This is a genomic window from Nocardiopsis deserti, from assembly GCF_008638355.1.
Taxonomy (GTDB): domain Bacteria; phylum Actinomycetota; class Actinomycetes; order Streptosporangiales; family Streptosporangiaceae; genus Nocardiopsis; species Nocardiopsis alborubida.
On sequence record NZ_VWVS01000017.1, the window covers coordinates 162,632 to 186,710 of the forward strand.

Sequence of the window (24,079 nt, forward strand, 5' to 3'; positions counted from 1 at the left end):
CATCGCGTCGGCAACGTTCGCGGCCAGCCGGAGCCCGGCACCCGTCGGCGGACACTCCCTAGGCTGGGAGCATGCTCTCGTCAGCGCAATTGGCCGTCTTCGTCCCCGCCGCGCTGGCCGTGGCGGCCTCGCCGGGCGCCAACAACCTGCTCGCGTTCCGCAATGGCCTTCGGCAGGGCCTTCTACCCGCCGCCGTCGCGCTCACCGGCCGCTTCGCCGCGTTCACCGTCATGCTCGGCGTGGTCGTCACCGGGCTGGGGGCGCTCCTGCACACCTCCCAGACGGCCTTCGAGGTCCTGCGGTTCCTCGGAGCGGCCGTCATGATCGGTCTGGGCGCCTGGGTGGTGTGGTCGGCGCGAGCCGCGTCCGCCTCCGACGAGGACCCGCCGGAACAGGAGAACGGGCGTACCGGCGGCGTGGCCGGGTGGAGGCTGGCGGCCCAGGAGTTCGTCACCGCGGCCGCCAACCCCAAGGCCTTGCTGCTGTTCACCGCGTTCCTGCCGCCGTTCGTCTCCTCCCAGCCAGGAGCGGCCGCGGCTGGAGCGCAGTTGGTCGTGCTGGGTGCGCTCTACATGGTGTGCGAGGCGGCCACAGCGTTGGGGTGGGCGGCGGCCGGGCGCGTGCTGGCCGGACACCGACTGCGCCCTGTGACGCTGCGCCGCTTGGACCAGGCTTCGGGCGGTGCGCTGATCGTCTTCGGCGGAGGCCTGGCGCTGGCGGATCTGCCCCGTCGTTAGGGCGAGTGGCGCTGGGCTGCCACCGGACCGGGAGGACGGGATTCCCGGCGGATGGTCGCGCACCGGCCGTCCCCGGGGGTGCGGCTATGTGCGGCCCCCGGGAGTCGGTTCGCCACCCGGGGACCGCACATGTCAGCCGATGCCAGCCAGTGCCAGCCGGTGCCAGACCCGGGTCATGGTGAAGGCGTAGCCGCCCCGCCGGAAGGATCTCCGTCCCCGGGGGCATCAGCGACCCCAACCCTGTGTGCGCAGGCGCTCTGCTCACCGGCGATGGGCGTTCACAGTCAATGATTACGATCTACATTGTAAAAGCAGCGGTTCGTCACACCGTTCCTCAGCCCGTCCCCTCGCAACACACGCCAATGGAAACGGGCTCCGGCCTGACGTCGTGATGCGGTAACAGCTCTCACCCGGAGGGGTGGACACCCCGGACCCACAGGCGCCCGTGCGCCCGGGGCCCGCTTCCGCAGCACCGTCAGGGGTTGGAGTACATCTGCACGACGACGCGGTCGAAGCGGCGTGCCTCCAGATCCTCACGGGCGATGGTCCAGTACAGAATCCCCATCGGCACCCCGACCCACTGCGCGAGCAGGACCCAGTCCTCGGGGGCGGAGTGTTGCCCGCCCTCCTCCATGTTCACCGAGGCACGTGCCGGGTCCCCGTAACCGTCGAAGTCCGCGGCGTAGCCACCGATCTGCCACTCGCCGCCCCCGTCGGACTGCTCGGACCAGACTTCCTGCAACGTCTCCGCGTGGGGGTGCAGGGCGAGGTCCTCGTCCTCGGCGGGGCAGGAGGGCAGTCCCACACCGGGGATCAGCCGCAGGTCACCGGTGCGCCGCAGCTCCTCGTCCAGGTCCTCGGGGGAGTCGTACTCGTAGGGCTCGTAGTCGGGCGAGGCCTCCCGCTCCTCCACCGGCGTCCCCGCCGGGACGTACACGGCGCCACCCGCCAGGACGACGTCCTCCAACTCGACGTTCGCGAACAGGAGCAGGTGGCCGTCGGGCGGCAGCGGGATGTCGGTGGCCTCCGGCGGGATCGCGGCCAGGTCGAGCGTCGCGATGAGCTGGTGATCGTCGCGGTTGTCGGGGTCGTCGGCGTCCCACACCGTGCCCGGGGTGGGCGCGTCCGGCGGGAGCATCAGCGGGCTGCCGAGCCTGCCGACGACCGGGCCGCCGCCGTCGCGCGCCGTCCGCAGCTTCGGGCGGGCCAGCCCGAGCCACCGGTCGACGTCGTCGGCCGGAACCCCCTTGTCGAGCGCCTGTTCCCGGAACCGGTCCAGCCACCACAGCGCCGACGCGGGCAGGACACTCGTCGACGGGTGCAGCACCCCCGCGCCGAACTCCCAGCCGGGTTCCGGCGCCACCACGCCCGGCTCGCCCAGCCCCGCGAGCCACTCCGCTGCGGACGAGCGTGCCTCGGCGTCGGAGCCCGACAGCGCGGCCGTCGCGGCCGCCCGGGCGTCCGGGTGGTCGCCGAGCACACGCCGGGCGGCCAGGCGGTGGCGGTTCGCGCCGAGCGCGAGCGAGGTCAGGCGCGGGACCAGGGCCTCGGGGGCGGCGGGGAAGCGTTCGAGGATGGTCAGGATCATCGTCGTCGTGTCCACGGCGGGCTGGTCCGGGTGCCGCCTCCCGTCGCCGCCGTCGAGGTACTCGTCCGCGAGGTCCAGACGTTCGGCGAACAGGGGCCACCAGCGCTCGGCGTCCTCCGGGGTGAGGAAGGCGCCGATCTTGTGTCCGCGGGAGTCCGTGCGGGTGACCAGGAGCGAGGCGGTCCGCCGGTCCGCGTCGGACATCCCGGCGGCGCGGAAAGCGTCCCGCAGGGCGCGGACGTCGGGCATCAGCGCCACCCTCCCCTCGACGCCGTTCCAGGAGCGGTCCCCGTCGGATCCGCTCCCGGCCCCCAGCGTCCGCAGCTCCTCCGCCAGGTCCGCGTCCTGCGGTGCGGCGACGTCGGGCACGGGGACGGCGGCCTCCGCGGTTCTCAGCGCCCGCACCCGGGAGGCGGCCCGGCGCAGCAGCCCCTCGCGCTCGGGGTCCCGCGGCCCGTCGCCGCCGTCGGCCAGGGCCTCCTCGATCGCCGCGACGCCGCCGTCGAGGTCGGTCAGACGGGCCAGGACGTCCGGCAGACGGTCCAGCGGTGCGGTCCGCAGGTGCCGTCGCAGCAGGTCCACCTGCCGGGGGCCGTCGATCCGGGCCAGGGCGGACAGCGCCTGCGCGCGAACGCCCGCGTCGGCGTCCACCGCCAGGTCGGCGGCGAGTCGCGCGTGCGCCTCAGGTCTGCGCGCGCACCGGTCCGCCACGTATCTGCGGGACTGGGGACCGAACCCGGTGACGAGGTCCGCGAGCTCGTCGGCGTGCCGGGCGAGGAAGACGACGCCCGCGTCGCTCTCCAGGAGCCGGTGCCGGAGAAACGGCCAGTGGCGGGAGTCCGAGTACAGCAGCGCCGACAGGACGGCGTGCACGGGAGTGCGGCCGGGTGCGCCGCCCACCCGGGCGACCTCGGTGAGGGTGTGGGCGTCCCACCGCCGCTGGACGTCCTCGGCGTCGGTACCCTTGGCGGCGCCGCAGACACGGAGCACGTCGTCGGCCAGCACGAGGAGCCACGACGGCTCCCCGGACGACGGGGCGTTGCCCGCGGCCGCGTGCAGCGCCTGTCCGAACCGGGCGAGCACGTCGGTCGGCGCGAGCCGGTAGAGCACCAGCCGTGCGGCTTCGGCGTCCCGGAGCGACCAGCCGGGATGCGCGTCGGCGACGGCCGCCAGCCGGTCGGCCGACCAGACCACGTCCGGTTTGGCGACCATGTCGGCGCCGGTCGGCCGTTCCCGCAGTGCAGCCAGGGCCTCCGGGCGGGTACCGCGCAGCACGTGCTCGACGACCGGTTCGGGGGCCTCGGACACCCGCAGCGGCGCGAGGCAGTCCCGCACCGCTTCCGCCACCCGGGCCGAGGTGTCCGTGCCGCCGCCCGATCCAGCCGTTCCTGCTTCAGATTCGTACATACCGGGAGACTAGGGGTAGGGGCCGACACGCCCCTTCGCCGCTGCGCCTTCGGTCGGACGGCCTTCTCCGGGCAGCCGCTCCGGGGCGGCGCCGTCCCGCGCGTACCGGTGGTCATGACGGGCTGGTGTCCCCGGAGGAGGGGCCGGGCGCTGTGGGACGCCGACCTCGTCCGCCGCTTCAGGCCCGGCCGGAACCCCCTCGCAGGGGCCAGGCATCGATCAGATACCTCTCCGTACCGTCCACCTCCTGTACGGACTCGCCCTGCCTGCGGACCTCCTTGACCCGCTGCCCCACCGTGTCGCGTCCCCGGGATCTCACACTGACGTGCAGCTCACCGGAAACGGGGAGGTGCCATACGTCCGCGATGCCTCTGGTCCACTGGTTCACGTAGACCGTCCCCGAAGCGCATGAGAGCTCTGCTTCTTCGGGCTCAGACCATCCCCGGTAGACATTCTCACCAGGGGCGCCGTCCCAGACGCGCATGCTGAGGAGAATGCGGGCGAGGTCCTCCACGCAGTTGATGTAGACGTGCCCCGGGTCCACGTCGAGAAAGGTCCGTCCGGGAAACCGCAGCGAAGGAGTATATTCTATTTCTCGCTCGCTGTCGTGGATGTCAATGATTTTGTAGTCGGTTGTGACCACAGTGGAGAAACGTGCCAACAACATCGCCATGACCTCCTGGAATCGGGAAACCGGACCACCGGGTCCGGCAGGACTCTTCCAGGGTCCGTCATGGTGCGGACAGTCCGGTCGGAGAACGGTTCGGGCCCGCCGTGCCGACGGACACGGCTTCACGGCCGCCGAGGTGCCCCGACCGAGCGACCCCGAAGGCGTCCGGTGTCCGCCCTGACACCATTACCGACTCTCCACTCCCACGCTTTCGATGGTGATGTTCGGCCTTTGACCTGTTCGCCCGTACCCGCGCGGTCCTGTCCGGCACCGAGGTCGGCGAGGCCCGGTGATTTCATCCACTCCGTCTCCCCGACCGGGCACGGGCGCCGTGAATGCGGGTCTGTGCCCGTCAACCGCGCGAAGTGATCCGCCCCCAAAACCGGGCTTGCCGAAGGAAAGGCTGGTGCACAAGGTGCCCACCCCCGCCATAGACGAAACGGTGCGCTCTGGGAAGAGCAACCCGATGTCCTTGCTCAGGGAGCGGAGGGAATGGGTCTTCTTCGCCACCCTGTGGAAGTCGCATCCCGGGCTGACCGCGACCTGGTGGGCGCTGATCCTGTTCCAGGGCGTTCTTCCGGCCGGTTTCGTCGTGGCGGTCGGCATGCTCGTCGGCACCGTCGCCGACGGCTCCCCGCTGCTGACACCGCTGCTCCTGATCGGTGTCGTCTTCGTCCTCATGCAGCTCCTGACGCCCCTGCACAACCAGATCGGCTCGCTTCTGGGCGAACACGTCTCCGACCGGCTGCACGATCGCCTGCTCGTCGCCGCGGGCACCCCCGAGGGCGTCGCGCACCTGGAGGACCGCGCGCACATGGACGAGCTGACCGCCGCCCGGGACTTCGACCTCGGGAGGACCGGTCCGCCCCTGCACCTGTCCATGGGCTTCATCGCGGGCGGTCTGGTCGAGGCGGTCGCGGGCCTGGCGCAGGCGGTGGTCCTGGCCGCCTACGTGTGGTGGGCACCCCTCCTGGTCGGCGGCGCCTGGCTCTCCACCCACTGGCTGCTGCGCGAGAGCTCCCAGTGGGACCGCAACACGGGGGAGGTCCTGGACGCCCAGCGCCGCGCCGAGTACTCCTACCGGCTGGCGGTGGACTCTCCCGCCGCCAAGGAGATCCGGCTCTTCGGCCTGGCGAGCTGGCTGACGGACCGCTTCGCCTCGGACCGCAGGACCCTGGTCGAGCTGCGGTGGCACGCCACCCGGTTGCGGCAGAAACCGATGCGCTGGGCGGTGGCGGTACTGACGGTCTCGGGAGGACTGTTCTTCTGGTCCCTGGGGCGTGACGCCGTCTCCGGCGGGATCGACCCGGGCCAGGTGAGCACCTTCGCCTACGCGGCCGTCGGGGCGAGCGCTCTGGCCTTCGGCGGCCTGAACTGGGCCCTGTCCCTGGCCGCCGACGGGGTCGCGTCGGTGCTGCGGGTGGAGGCGGCGATGACCACCACGGCCGCGTCCCGCTCGGTGCTCTCCGGCCGGACCCCGGCGGAGGGCATGCCCGCCTCCGGGATCCGGTTCCGCGACGTGTCCTTCGCCTACCCGGGCATGTCCACGCCCGTCCTGGACGGACTGGACCTCACCGTTCCGGCCGGGAGCTCGCTGGCCGTGGTCGGCGTCAACGGCGCGGGGAAGTCGACGCTGGTCAAGCTCCTGTGCCGCCTCTACGACCCGGTCTCGGGAACGATCGAGGTCGACGGTACGGACCTCAGGGACCTGGACCTGGAATCGTGGCGCCGCCGGGTCAGCGCGATCTTCCAGGACTTCATCCGCTACGAGCTCTCCCTCAAGGACAACGTGGCCTCCCCGGGAGCCACGCCGGAAGAGGTCCGCCGGGCCCTGACCACCGCCGGAGCCGCCGACCTGCGCGACCTCGACCAGATCCTCTCGCCGGGGTACGAGGACGGCACCGACCTGTCCGGAGGCCAGTGGCAGCGCGTCGCCCTCGCCCGGGTCCTGTGCTCCGTGAGCCGGGGAGCCGGGGTGGTCGTCCTGGACGAACCCACGGCCCAGTTGGACGTGCGCGGTGAGGCCGAGGTCTTCGACCGCGTGCTGGAGGCGACCCGGGGGTGCACGACCGTCCTCATCTCCCACCGCTTCTCCACGGTCCGCCGCGCAGACCGGATCTGCGTCGTCGACCAGGGCAGGGTCGTGGAACTCGGGAGCCACGACGAACTCATGGCCCTCGGGGGCACCTACGCGCGGCTGTTCGAACTCCAGGCCATGCGGTTCAACGAGGAGTCGACCGACGACCAGGACGGAGCCGACAGTGCCCGCTGACGACCACCCCCTACCCTCGTCCTGGCGGGGCCTGGGCCGCACACTCCGGTTGGGCTGGACGGCATCGCCCGGGCTCATCGCCGTCGCGTTCGCCACGACGGTCGGCGCCGCCCTGCCCGACGTCCTGATCGCCGCGTCCCTGGCGCTGCTCGCGGACGCCGTGCTCTCCGGGAACCAGGGCGGTGTGATCACCGCCGCCGTGCTCCTGGGCGCGCTGGCGGTCATGAGCTGGCTGCTGCGCGTACTGAGCGAGAGGGCCAACCGCCGCTTCGCCGACCGCACCGCCGTGTTCATGGAAGCGCACGTCGTACGGCTCCAGAGCCAGATCCCCTCCCTGGAACACCACGAACGCCCCTCCTACGTCAACCGCGTCCAGCTCGTCCGCGACCACGCCGACACCCTGAGCGAGGTCTACCAGTACCTGTTCCAGGCGGTCGGCGCCGTCCTGCGCCTGATCCTGACCGTCTCCCTGCTGATGACCGTCCACCCCCTGCTGGGCCTGCTGGGGTTGTTCGCCGTGCCCATCGCCCTGGTCTCCCACTGGCGCGGAGGCGCCGAACACGCGCTGGAGGAGGAACTCGGACACCACGAACGCCTGGCCCGGCACTTCTTCCTGCTGGGCACCAACGCCTCCCCCGGACGGGAACTGCGTGTCGCCCGCGGCAGGGACCGGGTCCGCCAGGGACGCCACCGGGCATGGGCCGCACGCCACCGCGCCATGTCCCGGGCCCGCTGGACGACCACCGCGTGGCAATCGGTCGCGCTCACCGTCTTCAGCGGCGCGTTCGTCGGCGCCGTCGCCGCAGTGGCGCTGGACGGCGGCTCGGCCGCACAGGTCGTCCTCCTGCTCACCGCCGGAAGCCGCCTGGCCCAGTACCTCGGCGAGACGCTCAGCCAGGTCCACTTCCTGCGCACCATCTGGCTGGAGGGAGGGCGCCGCCTGCTGTGGCTGGAGGAACTGTCCTCCATGGCGGCCCGACGGAGCCCGGCCCCCGCGCCGGAGCGGATGAGTTCCGGCATCACCCTGGACCGGGTCTCGTTCGCCTACCCCGGGACGGACCGGCGGGTGCTGGACGAGGTCACGCTCCACCTTCCGGCGGGGGCCGTGGTGGCCGTGGTCGGCGAGAACGGGGCGGGCAAGTCCACGCTGGTCAAGCTCCTGGCGAAGATGTACGAACCCGACTCCGGGAGGATCCTGGTCGACGACGTCCCCCTGGCCGACGTGTCAGCCGACGCCTGGCGGAGGCGGCTCTCGGGCGCCTTCCAGGACTTCGCACGCCTGGAGTACCCGCTGCGCCTGTCCATCGGCCTGGGCGACCTGCCCCGGGCCGGGGACGAACAGGCCGTGGACCGGGCAGTGGAACGGGCCGACGCCCGCGCCCTGGTCGAGCGGCTCGACCGGGGGCTGGACACCCAGCTGGGCAACACCTGGGCCGGGGGAGCCGAACTGTCCGAGGGGCAGTGGCAGAGGGTCGCGCTCGCCCGCGGCTACATGCGCGACCACCCCCTGCTCCTGCTCCTGGACGAACCCGCCTCCGCCCTGGACGCCGAGACCGAGCACCTGCTGTTCGAGCAGTACGCCGAGCGCGCCCGAGCCCTCAGGGACCGCGACCGCGTCACACTCCTGGTCTCGCACCGCTTCTCCACCGTGCGCATGGCCGACCGCATCGTCGTCATGGACGGGGCGCGGGTCATCGAACAGGGCACCCACACCGAACTCATGGAGCTCGGCGGACGCTACGCCGAGCTGTACGGGATCCAGGACCGCGCCTACCGCGTCGAGAGGTGAGCACCGCGGCACACGGCGGCGGGCGGACGGCCCGGCTCGTCACAGCAGCCCCTTCAGGTAGGAGCCCGTGCGGCTGTCCGGGGCCGCCGCGACCTGCGCGGGCGTGCCCCGCGCGACGATCCGGCCGCCCCGCGACCCGCCGCCCGGACCCAGGTCGATGACGTGGTCGGCGGTGGCCACGACCCGCATGTCGTGCTCGGCCGCCACCACGGTGGCGCCCGCGCCGACGAGGTCGCGCAGACGGCTGACGAGGACGTCGGTGTCGTGGGGATGGAGGCCGGTGGTGGGCTCGTCGAGCAGGTAGACCGTTCCGTCGACCCGGCGGCGCTGGAGTTCGGTGGCGAGTTTGATCCGCTGCGCCTCGCCGCCGGACAGCTCCGTCGCGGGCTGGCCCAGGCGCAGGTAGCCCAGGCCGACCCCGGCGAGGACCTCCAGGGAGCGCCGCACCGACGGCTCCTCGGTGAAGAACCCCGCTGCCTCCTCGACCGACATCGCGAGCACGTCCGCGACCGTGCGCCCCCGGTACCGCACCCGGAGGGTGTCGTCGTTGTAGCGCGAGCCGCCGCAGGTCGGACAGGGGGTGTAGGTGGTGGGCAGGAACAGCAGCTCCACCGACACGAACCCCTCGCCCTCGCAGGCGGGGCAGCGTCCCCCCACGACGTTGAAGGAGAACCGTCCGGGACCGTAACCGAGCGAGCGGGCCTCCTCGGTGGCCGCGAACAGCTTGCGCACCGTGTCGAAGAGCCCGGTGTAGGTCGCCAGGTTGGAGCGCGGTGTCCGCCCGATGGGCTGCTGGCTGACCCACACCACCCGGCCGTGTTCGGCGGCCCGGTCCCCGATCTCCGCCAGAAGGGAGGACTTGCCCGAGCCGGACACCCCGGTGAGGGCGGTGAACACGCCGAGGGGGAGGTCGGCGTCCAGTCCCCTGAGGTTGTTGCGTGTGGCCCCGCGCAGTTCCAGGCGCCCGCTGGGGGTGCGGGTCCGGTGCTCCGGGAGGGCGTCGTGGAACAGGTAGCGGCGGGTCACCGACTCCGGGACCTCGCGCAGGCCGGGGACCGGGCCGCTGTACAGGACGCGTCCGCCGTGCTCGCCCGCCCCGGGTCCGACGTCGACGATCCAGTCCGCGCCGCGCACGGTGCCCAGGTCGTGCTCGACGAAGCACACGGTGTTGCCCCCGTCGCGCAGGCGCCGGAGAATCCTCGAAAGCGCCTCGACGTCGGCCGGGTGCAGGCCCGCGGAGGGCTCGTCCAGGACGTAGACCACCCCGAAGAGCCCCGTGCCCAGCTGGGTGGCCAGCCGGATCCTCTGGAACTCCCCGGTGGACAGGGTCGGTGCCGGTCGGGCCACGCTCAGGTAGCCCAGGCCCAGCTCCGCCAGCACCCCGACCCGTGCCGTGATCTCCCCGACCAGCGCTCCGGCCGCACCCGTGTCCTCCTCCCAGGGGCGCAGCAGGGCGACCAGCTCGGTCAGGGGCAGCGCCGCCAGTTCGGCGATGGTGTGCCCGGAGAAGGTGACCCGCAGCGCCTCCTGCCGCAGCCGCCGACCGCCGCACTCCGGGCAGGCCCGGTCGACCATGAACTCGGCGGCCCTGCGCCGCCGGGCCTCACTGGCGGAGGAGGCGTACGCCTTGAGCACCAGCCTCCGGGCGCTGCTGTACTTGCCCTGGTAGGGCCGGTGGACGCGGCCCGCCTCACGGACCGGGTGGACGGTCACCACGGGCTGCTCCTCGGTGAACAGGATCCAGTCGCGCTCGGCCTGGGGCAGCTCCCGCCAGGGCCGGTGGATGTCGTACCCGAGGGTGTCGAGGATGTCGCGCAGGTTCTTGCCCTGCCAGGCCCCGGGCCAGGAGGCGACGGCCCCCTCGGCGATGCTCAGTCCGGGGTCGGGCACCAGCGACGCCTCGGTGACCTCGTGCTCGACCCCCTCTCCGTGGCACACGGGGCAGGCCCCGGCCACGGTGTTGGGGGAGAAGGAGTCGGAGTCCAGGCGCTCCGCTCCGGGCGGATAGGCGCCCGCCCGGGAGAAGAGCATGCGCAGTGTGTTGGAGAGCGTGGTGAGGGTGCCCACGGTGGAGCGGACCGAGGGCGCCGAGCGCGGCTGGGCGAGCGCCACGGCGGGCGGCATCCCGGTGACGTCGTCCACGTCCGGGGCCGGGAGCTGCTGGAGCAGGCGCCTGGCGTACGGCGCCACCGACTCCAGGTACCGGTGCTGGGACTCGGCGTAGAGGGTTCCGAAGGCCAGGGAGGACTTCCCCGACCCGGAGACGCCGGTGAAGGCGACCAGGGCGTCGCGGGGCAGCTCCGTGTCCACGTTCCTCAGGTTGTGGATGCGGGCGCCGCGCACCCGGATGCGGTCGTCGTGGTTGTCCATGGGACAAGGATTACCCGGTTGCGGAACCGGAGCGGACCCACAGGCCGCACGGGTACGACGAACCCCGGGCTCCACGCGGGCCGATGCCGCACGCTCCCTCCCGTCCTCCGTAATGAGCAGATATCCCTGCGTATGAGTGTCGTGTTGTACGTTGTTCGAGGTGTTCGTGGCCGGTTGCGGTCCGGTGCTGGGCAGGAGCCGTCGGCATCGGAGCCTCACCGGCACCAGCCGTGGCGGGACTCGCCCCGCACACGAGCCGGACACGTGTGCCGGCCTCGCCCGCGAAGGACGACCCTTCGTGGACGTGGCGGGTACACACCGGGTGTGCCCGGCCCCCGACCAGGGCACGTGTGTGGGCGGGTCCATGAGACAGGGAGTCGCTGTGGGCGATAGTTCTGGTACGAGCAGCGATCCGGCCGTTGCGTCAGGTCGGCACCGGCTCCTTGAGGAGGCGTTGGACTGCGTGGGCGCGGGCGTGTACGCCGTCGACGGGAAGGAGCGTCTCGTCGCGGTCAACGCCACTGCTCTGCGGCTGCTGTCCCTTTCCGCCACTGACGTGCTCGGACACGACGTCCACGCGTTGTTGCACCGTGACGCGCAGGGGCGGACGGTCGCAGGGAAAAGGCCCGATGTTTCCGGTGAGGCGCTGTCGAGCGCTTTCCCCCACGCGGGCAGGGCCTGGCTCCAGCGAGGTGACGGCACGCTTCTTCCCGTGTCGTGGTTCGCGGTCCCCTGCAAGCCCGACAGCTCTCCGATCACGGAGCTGGTCGTCTTCCAGGCCGTTGAGCAGGACGAGGGGGCCCCTGCGCGGTCCGACCTCCCCCGCCGGACGCTGTCGGAAACAGAGCGGCTGGCTCTGCTGGCCGACACCACCGCACATCTGATCAACAACGTTGACGTGGAGAAGTCCCTGCTTCGGGTGGTGGAGTTGATGCTTCCACGGCTCGCGGACTGGGTGGTCATCGATCTCATCACCGAAGGCGACGAGGTGTTCCGCTCCCTGGTGGCCCATGCGGACAAGGGGAGGATCACGGTACGCGAGGATCTTCAGGGGCCGATGCCTCCGGTGCCCGCGACCTCCAGCATGCCCCTGTCCAAGGCCCTGCGAGGCGCCGCTTCCACCCTCGTCAACCGTGAGATCTACGACGGGCCGCCCGACACGGGCATCGCGGTGGAGCAGCGCAGGCTGTTCGAGGTGACAGGTATCAACACCGCGGCCATCGCACCCGTCCGCGGGCCCCGCGAAGTGCTGGGCGCCGTGACCCTGGGGCGCACGGGCTCACACCATCCCTTCGCCCGGAGCGATCTCGCTCTTCTCGAGGACATCGCCCGGCGCGCCGGCATCGCCCTGGAGAACGCGCGCCACTACCAGCGCCAGCGCCAGGTCGCCGAGACCATGCAGCGCTACCTGTTGCCCCAGCTCCCCCAACTGTCGGGGGTGGAGATGACGGCCCGGTACCTGCCCGCCCCGGACGTCTCACACGTCGGCGGTGACTGGTACGACGCTTTCCCCCTGCCCTGCGGCGACACCGCTCTGGTCATCGGTGACGTCGTCGGTCACGACCTGGAGGCAGCGGCCGGCATGGCCCAGCTCCGCAACATGCTCCGCGCCTACACCTGGGCCCAGGAGCACCCCCCTCATCGCACGATCGAGTGCATGGACCAGGCACTGGAACACATCAGCGACGTCTACATGGCGACCCTCGTCCTGGCCCACCTGACGGTCAACGAGGCGGGAGGGTGGGAACTGCTGTGGGCGAGCGCCGGACACCCCCCGCCCCTGCTCATCCACCATGACGGCATAGCCCACTATCTCGAGGAGGGAAGCGGGGTCCTTCTCGGTACGGGGGTGTCGCGACCACGTGCCGACGCGCGCGTCGCCCTGCCGCCCGGGTCGACGCTCGTGTTCTACACGGACGGGCTGGTCGAAGCCCGGGGGCAGTCACTGGACACGGGCCTGAGCCGTATGCGCCAGCACGCGGCGTCCCTCGCACACCGCTCCCTGGACTCCTTCGCCGACCAACTGCTGGAGCGCGCACGGCCGGACACCAATGACGACGACGCCGCCCTGCTCGTCGTCCGCGTTCCGGCGGACGCGAGCGGCGGGTGAAGCCGACGGCCGCCCTGGCAGGGGGCCGAACCCGCGGACCACGGTTCTCCGTGACCGTTCGGCGGTGACGGCGCCACCCGACCAGCGGTCCCGCGACAAGCGGGCACGCGGCGCCGGATCTCAGCCCCGCACGTACACCCCCGCCCGGATCGCCTGGACCGCACCTCCGAGCTGGGTCCGCCGGTGGACGACGAGCTGCTGTACGACGTGGTCGACGCCCTGGCCGAGACAGCCGACGAGGAGCAGCTGCGCGAGAACCCGGACGCGGTCGGGTGGGAAGTGTCAGCGGCGCGCGGCCCACACGGCGCGTTCGGTGCGCACGGCCAGGTCGTCGCGGCGCAGGATGCTGTGCGGGCCGTCGGTGTCCAGGAGCCGGTCGAGCGCGGCCAGGTCCTCGGGGGAGAGCTCTCCGGCGACGCCGGTGCGGATGCGCCGCAGGCCACCGAGCGCGTAGCGGCCGATCGCTTCGCGCTGGGAGCCCCCGGTGTCCACGGCGATCGTGCGCTCACCCTCGACCGTGAAACCGGCGGCGGTCAGCATCGGACCCCAGTCGGCGCCGCGGTGGGGCATGTGCTCGGCGTGGAGGCGGTCGGCCGCGGCGTGGACGCGCTCCTCCAGGCCGGGCCGGTCCTCGGGGGCGTCCCCGGGCAGGAAACGGGGGAACCCGGCCAGTTCGACGACGGCGAACAGGCCGCCGGGCGCGAGTGCGTCGTGGACGCTGCGCAGCGCGCGGTCGGGGCGGGCCATGTGGTGCATCGAGGCCGACGCCCACACCAGGTCCGGTGAGCCCAGGTCGGGCCAGTCGGGGGCGTCGAGGTCGGCCCGCACGGTGCGCACGCGCTCCTCGACGCCCCGGGCGCGTGCCTTGTCGCGCAGCCGTTGGAGGTGTCCGTCGGAGGTGTCGACGGCCGTGACGCGGGCGTCGGGGAAGCGGTCGAGGAGGGCGAAGGTGCCCGCGCCCGTGCCGCAGCCCAGGTCCACGATCTGGCGCGGGTCCGTCCTCAGGGGCAGCCACGCGGTGATGGAGGCCGTGTGCTCGGCGAGGACCTCGGCGTCCAGGTCGAGGATCTCCGCCTGGACGTCGGCGTCGTACTCCTGGTGGCGGTCGTGCTGGTGGTGGTCGTGCTGAGCGCCGTGGCCGGGGTGGTGCGAGTGCGTCTGGTTCATGTCTCCACAGTAGGGCGGTCATGCGTCCGAAGCATGAAGGTTCCCGGTTTGGGCAAGACAATGGTCGGATGCGCTGCCCGACGCGCAAGACGTCGTCGCGCGGTCGCTCCCTCAGGTGTCCTGGCCGTCGTGGCCGCCGTCCTCCCGCTGGTGGCCGCGGCGGGCGTCGCGGTCGAAGATGCCCAGGATCTCGCAGGGGCCGCCCTCGGCGCCGATCGCGTGCGGCATCATCGTGGGGAACTCGGCGGCCTGGTTGGTCCCGATGCGAAAGCGCCGGTGGCCGAGCATGAGCGTCGCGGTGCCGGACAGGACGACGAGCCATTCGTGCCCGGGGTGGGCGCGCATGCGCGCGGGGTTGTCGGGCGGCGGCTCGGTCATGCGCTGGCGCACCACGCTCATGCCGGGGTCGCCCTTGACGGGCCAGCGCATCCGGTCGCGGGCGCCGTCGATCGTCGGACTGATGACGACGTCGTCGGCGGCGGTCTCCACGAGCTGGTCCAGTGTGGTGTCCAGGGCGCGGGCGAGGGTGACCAGCTGGTCCAGGGCGAGGCGGCGCCGACCGTTCTCGATGCGGCTCAGCGAGGACTGGCTGAGGTGGGCGCGTCCGGCCAGCTCCTCCAGGGACCAGCCCTGCGCCACCCGCAGGGCGCGGATGCGTTTGCGTACGAGGCTGTCCAGCTCTCCGTCTTCCTGCGTCATGGGCAGCATGGTATGCCTCCGATGCAAAGCCGAAGGCGGTGGCCGGTCCAGGAGCCGCTCCCGGAGGGGCGGTCAGGTCCTTCTCCCAGGCCCCTTCACCGTCATCGGCGACCACACCTGTGCCCCCGGCCCACCTGGTGAGGACGGGATCCGTCCTCGTCGTCCCTTTCCGGCTTGCCCTGTCCGAGATCACTCATTCGGAGCCGTTGTGCCATCGCCTGACGGTGGGGGGCGAGACAAACGCCGGGAACCACGACGGGCGGCGGGCCAGGGCAACGCGAACGAACGGAGGAAGGCGGCATGACCGGTTCTGTTGACGCGCGAAGGTCAACGGGCCCACCGCGCCGTGCCCTCTTCGTCGTGATGGCGGCGCTGTCGGTGCTTCCGGTCACCGTCTACCTGCCGGTGCTGCCGGACATCGCGGACGCGCTCGATGCGAGTTTCGCTCTGGTCAATCTCTCGATCGCGGGGTACGCGGTCGCCACCGCCACGGTCGAAGTCGTTTCTGGCGCCCTGTCGGACCGTTACGGACGTCGCCCGGTCGTGCTGGTGTCCGTCTCGGTCTTCGTTGTCGCGTCCGTCGGCTGCGCACTGGCGTCCGACATCGCGTTCTTCCTCGTGTGCCGCATGTTCCAGGCGTCGATCGCCGCGTGCTTCTCGGTCGCGATGGTCGCGATCAAGGAGACCTCGAGTGACCGCGACGCGGTGAGGAGGATCGGCTTCGCGAGCATGGGCTGGGCGCTCGCCCCCATGGTCGGACCCGCGTTGGGCGGGGTCCTGGGCGAGCTGTTCGGGTGGCGTTCCATCTTCGCCACCCTCGCGGTCCTCGGCGGAGCAGTTCTCCTCGTGTCCGTGTACCAGATGAAGGAGACCTCGCTCCGTTCAGGCGCCGGGAGAGGAGATTTTCTCTCCTCGCTCCGAAGACTGCTCGGCTCGCCCCGGTTCTGGGCCTACACCCTGTGCATGGCTTTCTCGACGGGGACGCTCTACGTGTTCCTGGGAGGCGCTCCCCTGGTCATGGGAAGCCGTTTCGGCGCATCGAGTGCCGCTCTGGGGATCCACATGGCCATGGTCCCGGGCGGATTCATCCTGGGCAGTTACCTGACCGGGGCGGTCGCCTCCCGTGTGTTCAGAAGTCACGTTCTCGTCGGTGCCCGCGCCCTGACGTGCGGGGGACTGCTGACCGGTCTGGTCCTCGCGGCGTCGCACGACATCAGCCCCCTCGTCTTCTTCGTGTTCTGCGTGTTCATCGGCGTAGGAAACGGGTTGACCACGCCTGTGGTCACCATGGGGGTGATGTCGGAGCACGACGACCTCGCCGGAACCGCCACGGGCCTGTCCGCCGCGATGTCGATCGGAGGCGGCGCGCTGGTCTCCTCCTCGGCGGGTCTCCTTCTCGGCGCTACCAGCGCGGTCCACGACCTGCTGGCCCTGCTGCTGGCGTCGGCCTCTCTCGCACTGGTGGCGGCGCTCCTCGCCGCCCTGGCGGATCGGCGACCCCGTGCGTAGCCCGTCGACCGCGTGAGGTGATGGCGCCGACGGCCCCTACCGGCCAGGCGGTGGTCGAGCGCCGCCTGGCCGGGCCGCGTTCACCGATCGGCGGCCAGCACCGCCGCGAGGCCTTCCCGCAGGTCCTTGACGAAGTACTCGGGAACCTCCAGCGACGGGAAATGTCCCCCGCTTTCGGGCGACCTCCATCGGACGATGTGGCGGTACCGCTCCTGTGCCCACGGGCGCGGATACTTCTCGATGTCGCGGGGGTACATAGTGATCGCTGACGGGACGTCGACCCGGAGTTCGGGGTCGAGCGAGTTGTGGCTCTCGTAGTAGATGCGAGCCGCCGACGCGCCGGTCCGCGTCAGCCAGTACAGGGTGACGTTGTCGAGAATCCTGTCTCTGGAAATCGTCTCGAACGGGCTGTCCTCGGTGTCCGACCACTCGGCGAACTTGTCAAGGATCCAGGCGAGGAGCCCGACCGGTGAGTCGACGAGTGAGTAGCCGATGGTCTGCGGTCGGGTCGCCTGCTGCTTCGCGTACGCCGCGCGGTGGCGCCAGAAATCGCGGGTCTCCTCGGTCCACTCGCGCTCGACCGCCGTCAGCCCGTCCGTTGTCAACCCGGGCGGCGCCTCCGCGAACGTTGTGTGGATGCCGATAACGTGCGCCGGGAACCTGCCGCCGAGAACCGTGGTGATGTTGCCTCCCCAGTCCCCGCCTTGGGCTAGGAACCTGTTGTAGCCGAGCCTTCCCATCAGCTCCACCCATGCGGCCGCGATCCTTTCGGTTCCCCACCCGGTGGCGGTCGGCTTGTCGCTGTAACCGAAGCCCGGCAGCGACGGGGCCACGACGTGGAACGCCGGCGCGTCCGCGTCCTTGGGATCCGCCAACTCGTCCACCACATCGATGAACTCGGCAATGCTGCCCGGCCAGCCGTGCGTCAGGACCAGAGGAGTGGCGTCCGCGCGCGCGGACCGGCGGTGCAGGAAATGGATTCCCAGACCGTCAACGGTCGTACGGAACTGGCCGACACGGTTGAGGCGCTCTTCGAACGACCGCCAGTCGTATCCGGTGCGCCAGTAGTTCACGACATCGACGAGGTCGGAGAGGGGAACGCCCTGCTCCCATCGGCGGGGCCCGGGCGCGGCGCGGTGGACCGTCTCGGCTTCCGGCAGCCGCGCCGCGGCCAGTCGCGCGCGCAGATCGTCGAGGTCGGTGTCGGTCGCGTGGGCTTCGAATGCTTGCACGTCGCTGATGGGGCGGGGCATGAGACCTCCTGGCCGTCGCGGGACCGGCTACGACTATCGCGAACCGTCTAAGAAGGTTCTATCAAGTCCCCATGTCCGCGCGCAACCAGCTAAGGTGGTTCCATGCGCGCTGAGTTCCCTGACTTCCGCCTCGGCAACGTGCTGGCGACCAGCTTCACGGCGACTCTGACGGAGCGCTGTGGCGACGCCGTGGAGCGGATTCCCACCCCGCAGCGACTCATCGACTGGCTGGCGGTGAACGGCCTCGCCGTGGACTCCTGTACCACCGCCCAGCTCGAACTCGCCCGGGAACTGAGGGAGTCGATCCACGCCGCCGCGACAGCGGCCGCGCTCCAGGAGGCTCTTCCTTCGTCTGCCGTCCACGTCATCAACGACCGCAGTGCTCAGGGCCGGGCCTCGGCTGTCCTGACACCCGAGGGCGAGCGGCGGTGGCGGCTCAGCCCGGCTTCCCGCGTGGAGGACGCCCTCAGCGTGATCGCCGCCGACGCGATCAGCATCATCGCGGGCCAGCGAGACGGAAAGCTGGCCTTGTGCGCATCGCCAACCTGCCAGGCCGCCTTCTTCGACACCAGCCAGAGCCGCACCCGCAAGTGGTGTGACATGAACACGTGCGGTAACCGCCAGAAGAAAGCGCGCTTCAACGCCAAGCAGCGCAAGAACCCCGGATGAGCGGAGTGACCGTTGCCCCGGTGCGTCCGAGCGAGCCCCACGCCTGCGGCACGTCGGGCGCACCCCGACGGCGCCTCTGGGAGCCATCGGTCGCCTTGGGTACGCGGTCAACGGCCGTCTGACCAGAGAACCACCGACCAGCCGTGCCGGGCCGTCCTCGTGAGGCCGGGGACCGCTGGCCCGGGCCTCCTGGGCGGGGCCTAGGGTCTGTTTTTTGAACCGGCCTCAGCTTGTGGGGGGGTTGGTTCGGGCGCCCACGGGGTTCTGGAGGTGGTGGAGGCGGGTTTCCGTGGGAGAACCGCGCCGTAGGCGTCCGTTGAGGGTGGTGGCGGGCGACGGGTGGGCACGAGCGAACCCGCCGGAGACACCACCCTGCCTGCTCCAACCCGATTCCCGTGCTTCGGGCGCCCGAACACGGGCCGAAGCGAAGCGGAGGTCCCAAAAACACTGTCTAGCCCTGGTGGCCGGTCGTCGGGAGGACGTTCTCGACCAGGTCGCGCAGTTGGGAGCGGGCGGTGACGCCCAACTTGGGGAAGCTGCGGTAGAGGTGTGAGCCGACCGTGCGCGGAGAGAGGAAGAGCTTCTCGCTGATCTCCCGGTTGGTCAGCCCGCGGGCGGCGAGCCTGATGATCTGCTGCTGTTGCGGGGAGAGCCGGGAGAGCGCGTCGGGGGTCGTGTCCGTGACGTCGAGGCCGGCGGCGCGCGACTCGGCCCGGGCGCGCTCGATCCACGGGCGCGCGCCCAGGCGCCGGAAGGTCCGCAGAGCCTCGGTGAGCGGTCCCCGCGCCTCGGTGACGCGTCGACGGCGCCGCAACCATTCGGCCAGGTCCAGCAGGGTCTGGGCGCGCTCGAAGGGCCAGTGCTCCAGCCGCGGATCGGCCAGGGCCGCCCGGAAGTGCGCCTCGGCGCCCTCGGGGCCCGCCAGGAGGGCACGGGCGCGGCTGATCAGCGCGCGCAGACGGGGCGAGGCGCCGTCCGCGAGCGCGCGTGCGGAACGCTCGACGATCGCGGACGCCTCCGCGCGTCGGCCGCTGCGCGCGGCGGCGGCGGCCAGATCCGCGAGGGCCGGGTAGGAGGCGTGGTAGTGCACCGGAGCGCCGTCCGCGGTGAAGACCATGCGGAGCTGGTCGTACGCGTCCTCGTACGCGCCTTCCGCGACCGCCGCGGCACCGAGCGCACGACGGGCGTAGACGGACACGGAGCGGCTCTCCAACGGATCGATCAGGGCGAACACGTCCCCGACCCGGGCCCGGGCCGCCGTCGTGTCCCCCTGGTAGGCCAGCACGGTGGCCTCCACCGCGGCCGCACACGCCACGGCGTGGTCGAGACCGGCCGCCGACCCGATGGCGGCGGTGCGGGCGCAGACCTCGCGGGCCTGTCCCCACCGTCCCTGTTCCACATAGCTCCAGGCGGCCGCGCCGCCCAGGCCCTCCGGCAGCGGCCCCTGTGACTTCCAGTGGTCGAACGCCTCGTCGAAGGCGCGGACGGCCTGCGGGGTCTCGTCCAGGAGCCACGCCATGACCGCGAGAGCGGTGAGCCGGTCGGGATGACGTTGCGCCTCGGAGACCAGCCGCGGAAGCAGGGAGAGGAGTCCGGCCCTGTCGTCGAAGGGGTCCGACACGGCCCTCACCCAGACGCGCAGCCATGCGTGTGACGCGTCCTCGGGGAGTCGTTCCAGGACGGCCCGGACCCGGTGCCGTTGGGTGTCCTCTCCGGAGTAGAAGCGGACCACGGCGGCATCGGCCAGCAGGTCCAGTGCGGTGGCGGGCCGCGAGACCGCAGCCTGCTCGGCGGAACGGACCAGCCGGGAGAAGACCACGGTGTGGCGGACGGTCAGCACCGCCAGCCGTCCGACCTGCACGGTGACGGATGCCAGCAGCGACGCGTCGTCGGTGTGTGCGCGCGCCTCGGCGGCCAGTTCCTCGACCCAGGAGATGTCGCCGGTGAACACGGCCGCGGTGGCCGCCTCGACCAGCAGCCTGGCCCTGTCCTCGCGCCGCGGTGCGAGTTCGGCGGCGCGTCGCAGGGCACTGGCCGCCGCCGCGTGGCCGCCGCGACGGCGGGCCCGGTCGGCGGTCCGCTCCAACTCCGCCGACACGGCCGCGTCGGGGCCCGGGCACGCGGCGGCGAGGTGCCAGGCACGCCGATCCGGTTCGTCCCGCAGTATCCCGGCGAGTGCGAGGTGGGCCTCGCGCCGCGAGGCGGGGGACGCGGCGTGGTACACGGCGGACCGGGCCAGAGGGTGGCGGAACCGGACGTCCCGGCCGGTCCGCCGGACCAGCCCGGCCCGCTCGGCGGGCAGCCACGCGTCGTCCTCGGCGTGCGGCAGCCCGACGGAGGCGACGATCGCGGAGTCGACGCTGTCCATGGCGGCCAGGAGCAGCAGGGCCTGCCCGCTGGAGGCGGGGAGGTCGTTCAGACGGGCCGCGAAGACCCCCTCCAGGTGGTCGGTGAGCGGGAGCGGACCCGGTGAGGGCGGCGCGTCGTGCGCGGCGGACGCCCTCGTCAGTTCGGTCAGCGCCAGCGGGTTGCCGCCCGCCTGGTCGAGGATCCGCGTCCTGACCCGGCCGACGGGGCTCTCCGGTCGCAGGTCCAGCAGCTGGTTGGCGGCGTCGTCGTCGAGTGCTCCCAGGGTGAGCGTCGGCAGGTGTCGGTCGAGCCCCGGCAGGTGGTCGCCGGCGCGGACTCCGAACAGCATCGTCACCGGTTCGCCTTCCAGCCGTCTGGCGGCGAAGGACAGCACGTCCAGGGAGGCACGGTCGAACCACTGCGCGTCGTCGAGCACCACGAGCACGGGACGCTGGCCGCCCAGGGCCGAGAACAGGCTCAAGGCGGCGACCCCGATGAGCATGAGGTCGGGCTCCGCCGTGGCCGACCCAGCGCCGAAGGCGTCATGCACCGCCGTGCGCTGCCTCTCCGGAAGTGCGTCCACCTGGGCCGAGAGCGGCCTCAGCAACTGGTGCAGCGCGGAGAACGCCAGGCTCGACTCCGACTCGCTCCCCTCGGCGCGCAGGACGCGTGCGCCGCCCGCTTCGGCTCGGCGCACCGCGGAGCCGAGCAGCGCGCTCTTGCCCATGCCCGGGTCACCGACCAGCACCAGGACCCGGTCGGTCGACGCCGGGTCCACCGCGCGGAGGAGGCGCGCCAACTCCATGTCCCGGCCGACGATCGATTCCGCTGGGTCCGGCCTCGTGATCGCACCGGGGCCGCCTGTGCGCTCGCCCACGGGGTCTCCAGGAGTCGTGGCTCCCCGGTCGGAGCCGCCTTGCCTTGGCCCACCCAGGCTACAGGCGGCGGAGCCGGTGCCGGGGCGTGTGCTCAGGTGCAGTCACGTGACGGATACCGCGTACACCAAGGCCGCTCATAGGGTCCCAGGAAAGCACCCGAACCACTGAGGAACCCTCATGGAACAAATGAAACTCGGCAATGTCACGATCACCCGGGTATGGGAGTACTACGGTTCCGTGGAAATGACGCCCGACACCTTCTTCCCGGAAGTGTCCAAGGAGGTCTGGGACGACGGCGCCCCCTTGCTGAGCCCGTACTTCGTGGATTTCGAGGCCAATATGGTGAACTCGGCGATCCAGACCTGGGTGCTGCGCAGCGAGGGCAAGACCATTCTCGTCGACACCGGTGTGGGCAATCACAAGGAGCGCCCGTACGCGCCCGTCTGGAGCCGTCTCGAAACCGACTTCCTGGCCAATCTCGCCCGCGCCGGAGTCGCACCCGAGGACGTGGACATCGTGGTCAACACACATCTCCACATCGATCACGTGGGCTGGAACACCTACCTGGACGGCCGGAGATGGGTCCCCACCTTCCCCAACGCCACGTATCTGATGCCCAAGGACGACTTCGACTTCTGGAACCCCGAGAACGGCCACGAGCCGATGCTCGGCCGTGGCAACCAGAACGTCTTCGAGGACAGCGTGGCCCCCGTGCACGAGGCCGGTCAGACGCTGCTGTGGGAGACCAGCCACCAGATCGACGCCGACCTGCGCCTGGACGCGGCCCCCGGGCACACCCCCGGCTCCTCCGTGCTGACCCTGGCCTCCGGAACGGACCGGGCCGTGTTCGTCGGCGACCTGCTGCACAACCCGGTGCAGATCCTCGAACCGGACGCCAACAGCTGCTTCTGCGAGGACCCCGCGGGCGCCCGCGCCACCCGCCGCGAGGTCCTGGGCAGGGCGGTCGACGACAACGCACTCGTGATCCCCGCGCACCTGGGCGGCCACGGCGCCGCCGAGGTGGTGCGCGACGGGAACAAGTTCGCCATCAAGGGCTGGGCCCCCTTCACCCCGTACACCGAGCAGGGCTGAGGCCAGCGGAAGGGCATGCCTGTGAACCACCACCACGACCCCGTCGTGACCACCGCGCAGGGAGCGGTTCGCGGCCGACGCCAGAACGGCGCCACCGCCTTCCTGAACATCCCGTACGCCGCCCCACCCCTCGGCGCCGACCGGTTCGCGCCGCCGCGGCCGCACGAGCCCTGGGACGGCGTACGGGACGCCACCGTGCCGGGGCCCAACGCGCCACAGGCCGAACGCGGGCTCGGCAGCGTGGACATGTCCCCCTACTTCGGCGACGGTTGGAGCCGCGGAGACGACTACCTCACCGTCAGTGTCTGGACGCCGGAGACCGAAGCCGAAGGCCTGCCCGTCATGGTGTTCGTCCACGGCGGGGGGTTCGTCGCCGGTTCGACACGCTCCGCCATGTACGACGGCAGCGGTTTCGCCCGTGACGGCGTCGTCCTCGTCACCCTGAACTACCGGCTCGGCATCGCCGGGTTCCTCGACATCCCCGGAGCGCCCGCCAACCGCGGCCTGCTCGATGTCGTCGCCGCGCTGCGCTGGGTCCGCGAGAACGCCGCCGCCTTCGGCGGTGACCCGCGCGAGGTCACCCTCTTCGGCCAGTCGGCCGGAGCGACCATCGTCGGCGCCGTCCTCGCCGCCCCCGAGGCCACGGGCCTCTTCCGGCGGGCGATCGTCCAGAGCGGCAGCGGACTGGGGGCGTTCACGACCGAGCAGGCCGCCCGCGTCACCGAGGCCGCGGCCGAACTGCTGCGGGTCCAGCCCCATGTCGACGCCTTCGCGCAGATCCCCGACGACCGCCTGGTCGAGACCGCCTCCCGACTCCCGGGAATCGACCTGCGGACCCAGACCCGCCACGACCCGCTGATCGGGCTCAGCCCCTTCAGCCTGGTCCTCGATACGCAGCCCGCCGAATCCGTCGCCGCCGGGCTCAGCGCGGACGTCGACCTGCTCATCGGGACCAACACCGAGGAGGGCAACCTCTACCTGGCCTCCGTCGGCGACTACTCCACCTCGACCGCATCCGACGTCGACGCGGCCGCGGCGCGCTCGCACCCGGATCCGGCGCGGCTCGTCCAGACGTACCGGAGGGCACGCCCTCGGGCGTCCTTCGGCGAGCTGCGGTCCGCCATCATGGGCGACGCGCTGTTCGGAGCGGGCAGCTGGGCCCTGGCCAGCGCCCATGCCCCCCACCCCGCGTCCGCCACCTTCGGCTACGAGTTCGCGTGGCGCTCCGACGCCCTGGACGGAGAGCTCGGCGCCGCCCACGCGGTTGAGCTCCCCTTCGTCTTCGACCTCGCGCACCTGCCGCGGTTGCACGGACCAGGAGGTCTGCTGGGCCGCGGCGAGCCCCCCGCGGACCTGGCCGCCCGCGTTCACGGGACCTGGATCCGGTTCGCCAGGACCGGCGACCCCGGCTGGACCCCCTACGACGACGGGCGCCGGGCCACGATGCGCATCGACACCGAGTGGACCCAGGTCGACGACCCCAGGGGCCGGGAACGGCGGGCCTGGAGGACTCCGTGATG

The 24,079-nt window shown here is 71.8% G+C and carries 15 protein-coding genes; 8 read left to right on the plus strand and 7 right to left on the minus strand.

All coding sequences use genetic code 11. The features are described 5' to 3' along the window. Positions 1–71 precede the first annotated feature (71 nt). Positions 72–737 (plus strand): LysE family translocator, encoded by a 666-nt coding sequence (locus FYW99_RS23615; protein ID WP_150254224.1) that lies wholly within the window; start codon positions 72–74, stop codon positions 735–737. Between the two features lie 475 nt (positions 738–1,212). Here FYW99_RS23615 and FYW99_RS23620 read toward each other — a convergent pair whose 3' ends face one another. Continuing rightward, positions 1,213–3,732 carry a DUF1963 domain-containing protein gene (locus FYW99_RS23620; protein ID WP_150254225.1) on the minus strand — a complete coding sequence of 840 codons (2,520 nt, stop codon included), beginning with the start codon at positions 3,730–3,732 and terminating at the stop codon, positions 1,213–1,215. Between the two features lie 178 nt (positions 3,733–3,910). Further along, the gene (locus FYW99_RS23625; RefSeq protein ID WP_150254226.1) at positions 3,911–4,405 is read right to left on the minus strand and encodes a hypothetical protein; all 495 of its coding nucleotides are present in this window, start codon (positions 4,403–4,405) and stop codon (positions 3,911–3,913) included. Positions 4,406–4,868: 463 nt separating this feature from the next. Here FYW99_RS23625 and FYW99_RS23630 point away from each other — a divergent pair, with 463 nt between their 5' ends. Together FYW99_RS23630 and FYW99_RS23635 are read left to right on the plus strand one after the other, a co-directional pair. Beyond that, positions 4,869–6,674 carry an ABC transporter ATP-binding protein gene (locus tag FYW99_RS23630; protein ID WP_150254227.1) on the plus strand — a complete coding sequence of 602 codons (1,806 nt, stop codon included), beginning with the start codon at positions 4,869–4,871 and terminating at the stop codon, positions 6,672–6,674. Beyond that, entirely contained in the window at positions 6,664–8,463 is a 1,800-nt protein-coding gene (locus tag FYW99_RS23635) for an ABC transporter ATP-binding protein (RefSeq protein ID WP_150254228.1), read from the plus strand. The genes FYW99_RS23630 and FYW99_RS23635 overlap by 11 nt, the downstream gene beginning before the upstream one ends. Positions 8,464–8,502: 39 nt before the next feature. On the opposite strand, the gene FYW99_RS23640 is transcribed toward FYW99_RS23635, so the two are convergent. After that, the gene (locus FYW99_RS23640; protein WP_150254229.1) at positions 8,503–10,833 is read right to left on the minus strand and encodes an ATP-binding cassette domain-containing protein; all 2,331 of its coding nucleotides are present in this window, start codon (positions 10,831–10,833) and stop codon (positions 8,503–8,505) included. A gap of 382 nt (positions 10,834–11,215) precedes the next feature. Between FYW99_RS23640 and FYW99_RS23645 the strand changes: the two genes are divergently transcribed. Continuing rightward, positions 11,216–12,943: a SpoIIE family protein phosphatase gene (locus FYW99_RS23645; RefSeq protein WP_150254230.1), complete on the plus strand. Its 1,728-nt coding sequence runs from the start codon at positions 11,216–11,218 to the stop codon at positions 12,941–12,943. A gap of 282 nt (positions 12,944–13,225) precedes the next feature. Here the strand turns inward: FYW99_RS23645 and FYW99_RS23650 are convergent, their stop codons facing one another. Both FYW99_RS23650 and FYW99_RS23655 read right to left on the minus strand, forming a co-directional pair. Then, positions 13,226–14,110 carry a class I SAM-dependent methyltransferase gene (locus tag FYW99_RS23650; protein ID WP_150254231.1) on the minus strand — a complete coding sequence of 295 codons (885 nt, stop codon included), beginning with the start codon at positions 14,108–14,110 and terminating at the stop codon, positions 13,226–13,228. 111 nt (positions 14,111–14,221) lie between these two features. Continuing rightward, positions 14,222–14,809, minus strand: coding sequence for a helix-turn-helix domain-containing protein (locus FYW99_RS23655; protein WP_223839432.1), 588 nt, complete (start codon positions 14,807–14,809; stop codon positions 14,222–14,224). Between the two features lie 300 nt (positions 14,810–15,109). On the opposite strand from FYW99_RS23655, the gene FYW99_RS23660 reads away from it, so the two are divergent. Then, positions 15,110–16,318, plus strand: a complete 1,209-nt coding sequence (locus FYW99_RS23660) for an MFS transporter (RefSeq protein ID WP_150254233.1) — start codon at positions 15,110–15,112, stop codon at positions 16,316–16,318. 80 nt (positions 16,319–16,398) lie between these two features. Here FYW99_RS23660 and FYW99_RS23665 read toward each other — a convergent pair whose 3' ends face one another. Continuing rightward, the gene (locus FYW99_RS23665) at positions 16,399–17,571 is read right to left on the minus strand and encodes an epoxide hydrolase family protein (RefSeq protein ID WP_150254234.1); all 1,173 of its coding nucleotides are present in this window, start codon (positions 17,569–17,571) and stop codon (positions 16,399–16,401) included. A gap of 102 nt (positions 17,572–17,673) precedes the next feature. On the opposite strand from FYW99_RS23665, the gene FYW99_RS23670 reads away from it, so the two are divergent. Then, positions 17,674–18,240, plus strand: coding sequence for a CGNR zinc finger domain-containing protein (locus tag FYW99_RS23670; protein ID WP_150254235.1), 567 nt, complete (start codon positions 17,674–17,676; stop codon positions 18,238–18,240). 451 nt (positions 18,241–18,691) lie between these two features. Here the strand turns inward: FYW99_RS23670 and FYW99_RS23675 are convergent, their stop codons facing one another. Continuing rightward, positions 18,692–21,466, minus strand: coding sequence for a helix-turn-helix transcriptional regulator (locus FYW99_RS23675; RefSeq protein ID WP_150254236.1), 2,775 nt, complete (start codon positions 21,464–21,466; stop codon positions 18,692–18,694). A gap of 187 nt (positions 21,467–21,653) precedes the next feature. On the opposite strand from FYW99_RS23675, the gene FYW99_RS23680 reads away from it, so the two are divergent. Together FYW99_RS23680 and FYW99_RS23685 are read left to right on the plus strand one after the other, a co-directional pair. Then, entirely contained in the window at positions 21,654–22,559 is a 906-nt protein-coding gene (locus FYW99_RS23680; protein ID WP_223839457.1) for an MBL fold metallo-hydrolase, read from the plus strand. Between the two features lie 15 nt (positions 22,560–22,574). Next, positions 22,575–24,077 carry a carboxylesterase/lipase family protein gene (locus tag FYW99_RS23685; RefSeq protein WP_223839434.1) on the plus strand — a complete coding sequence of 501 codons (1,503 nt, stop codon included), beginning with the start codon at positions 22,575–22,577 and terminating at the stop codon, positions 24,075–24,077. Positions 24,078–24,079 lie beyond the last annotated feature (2 nt).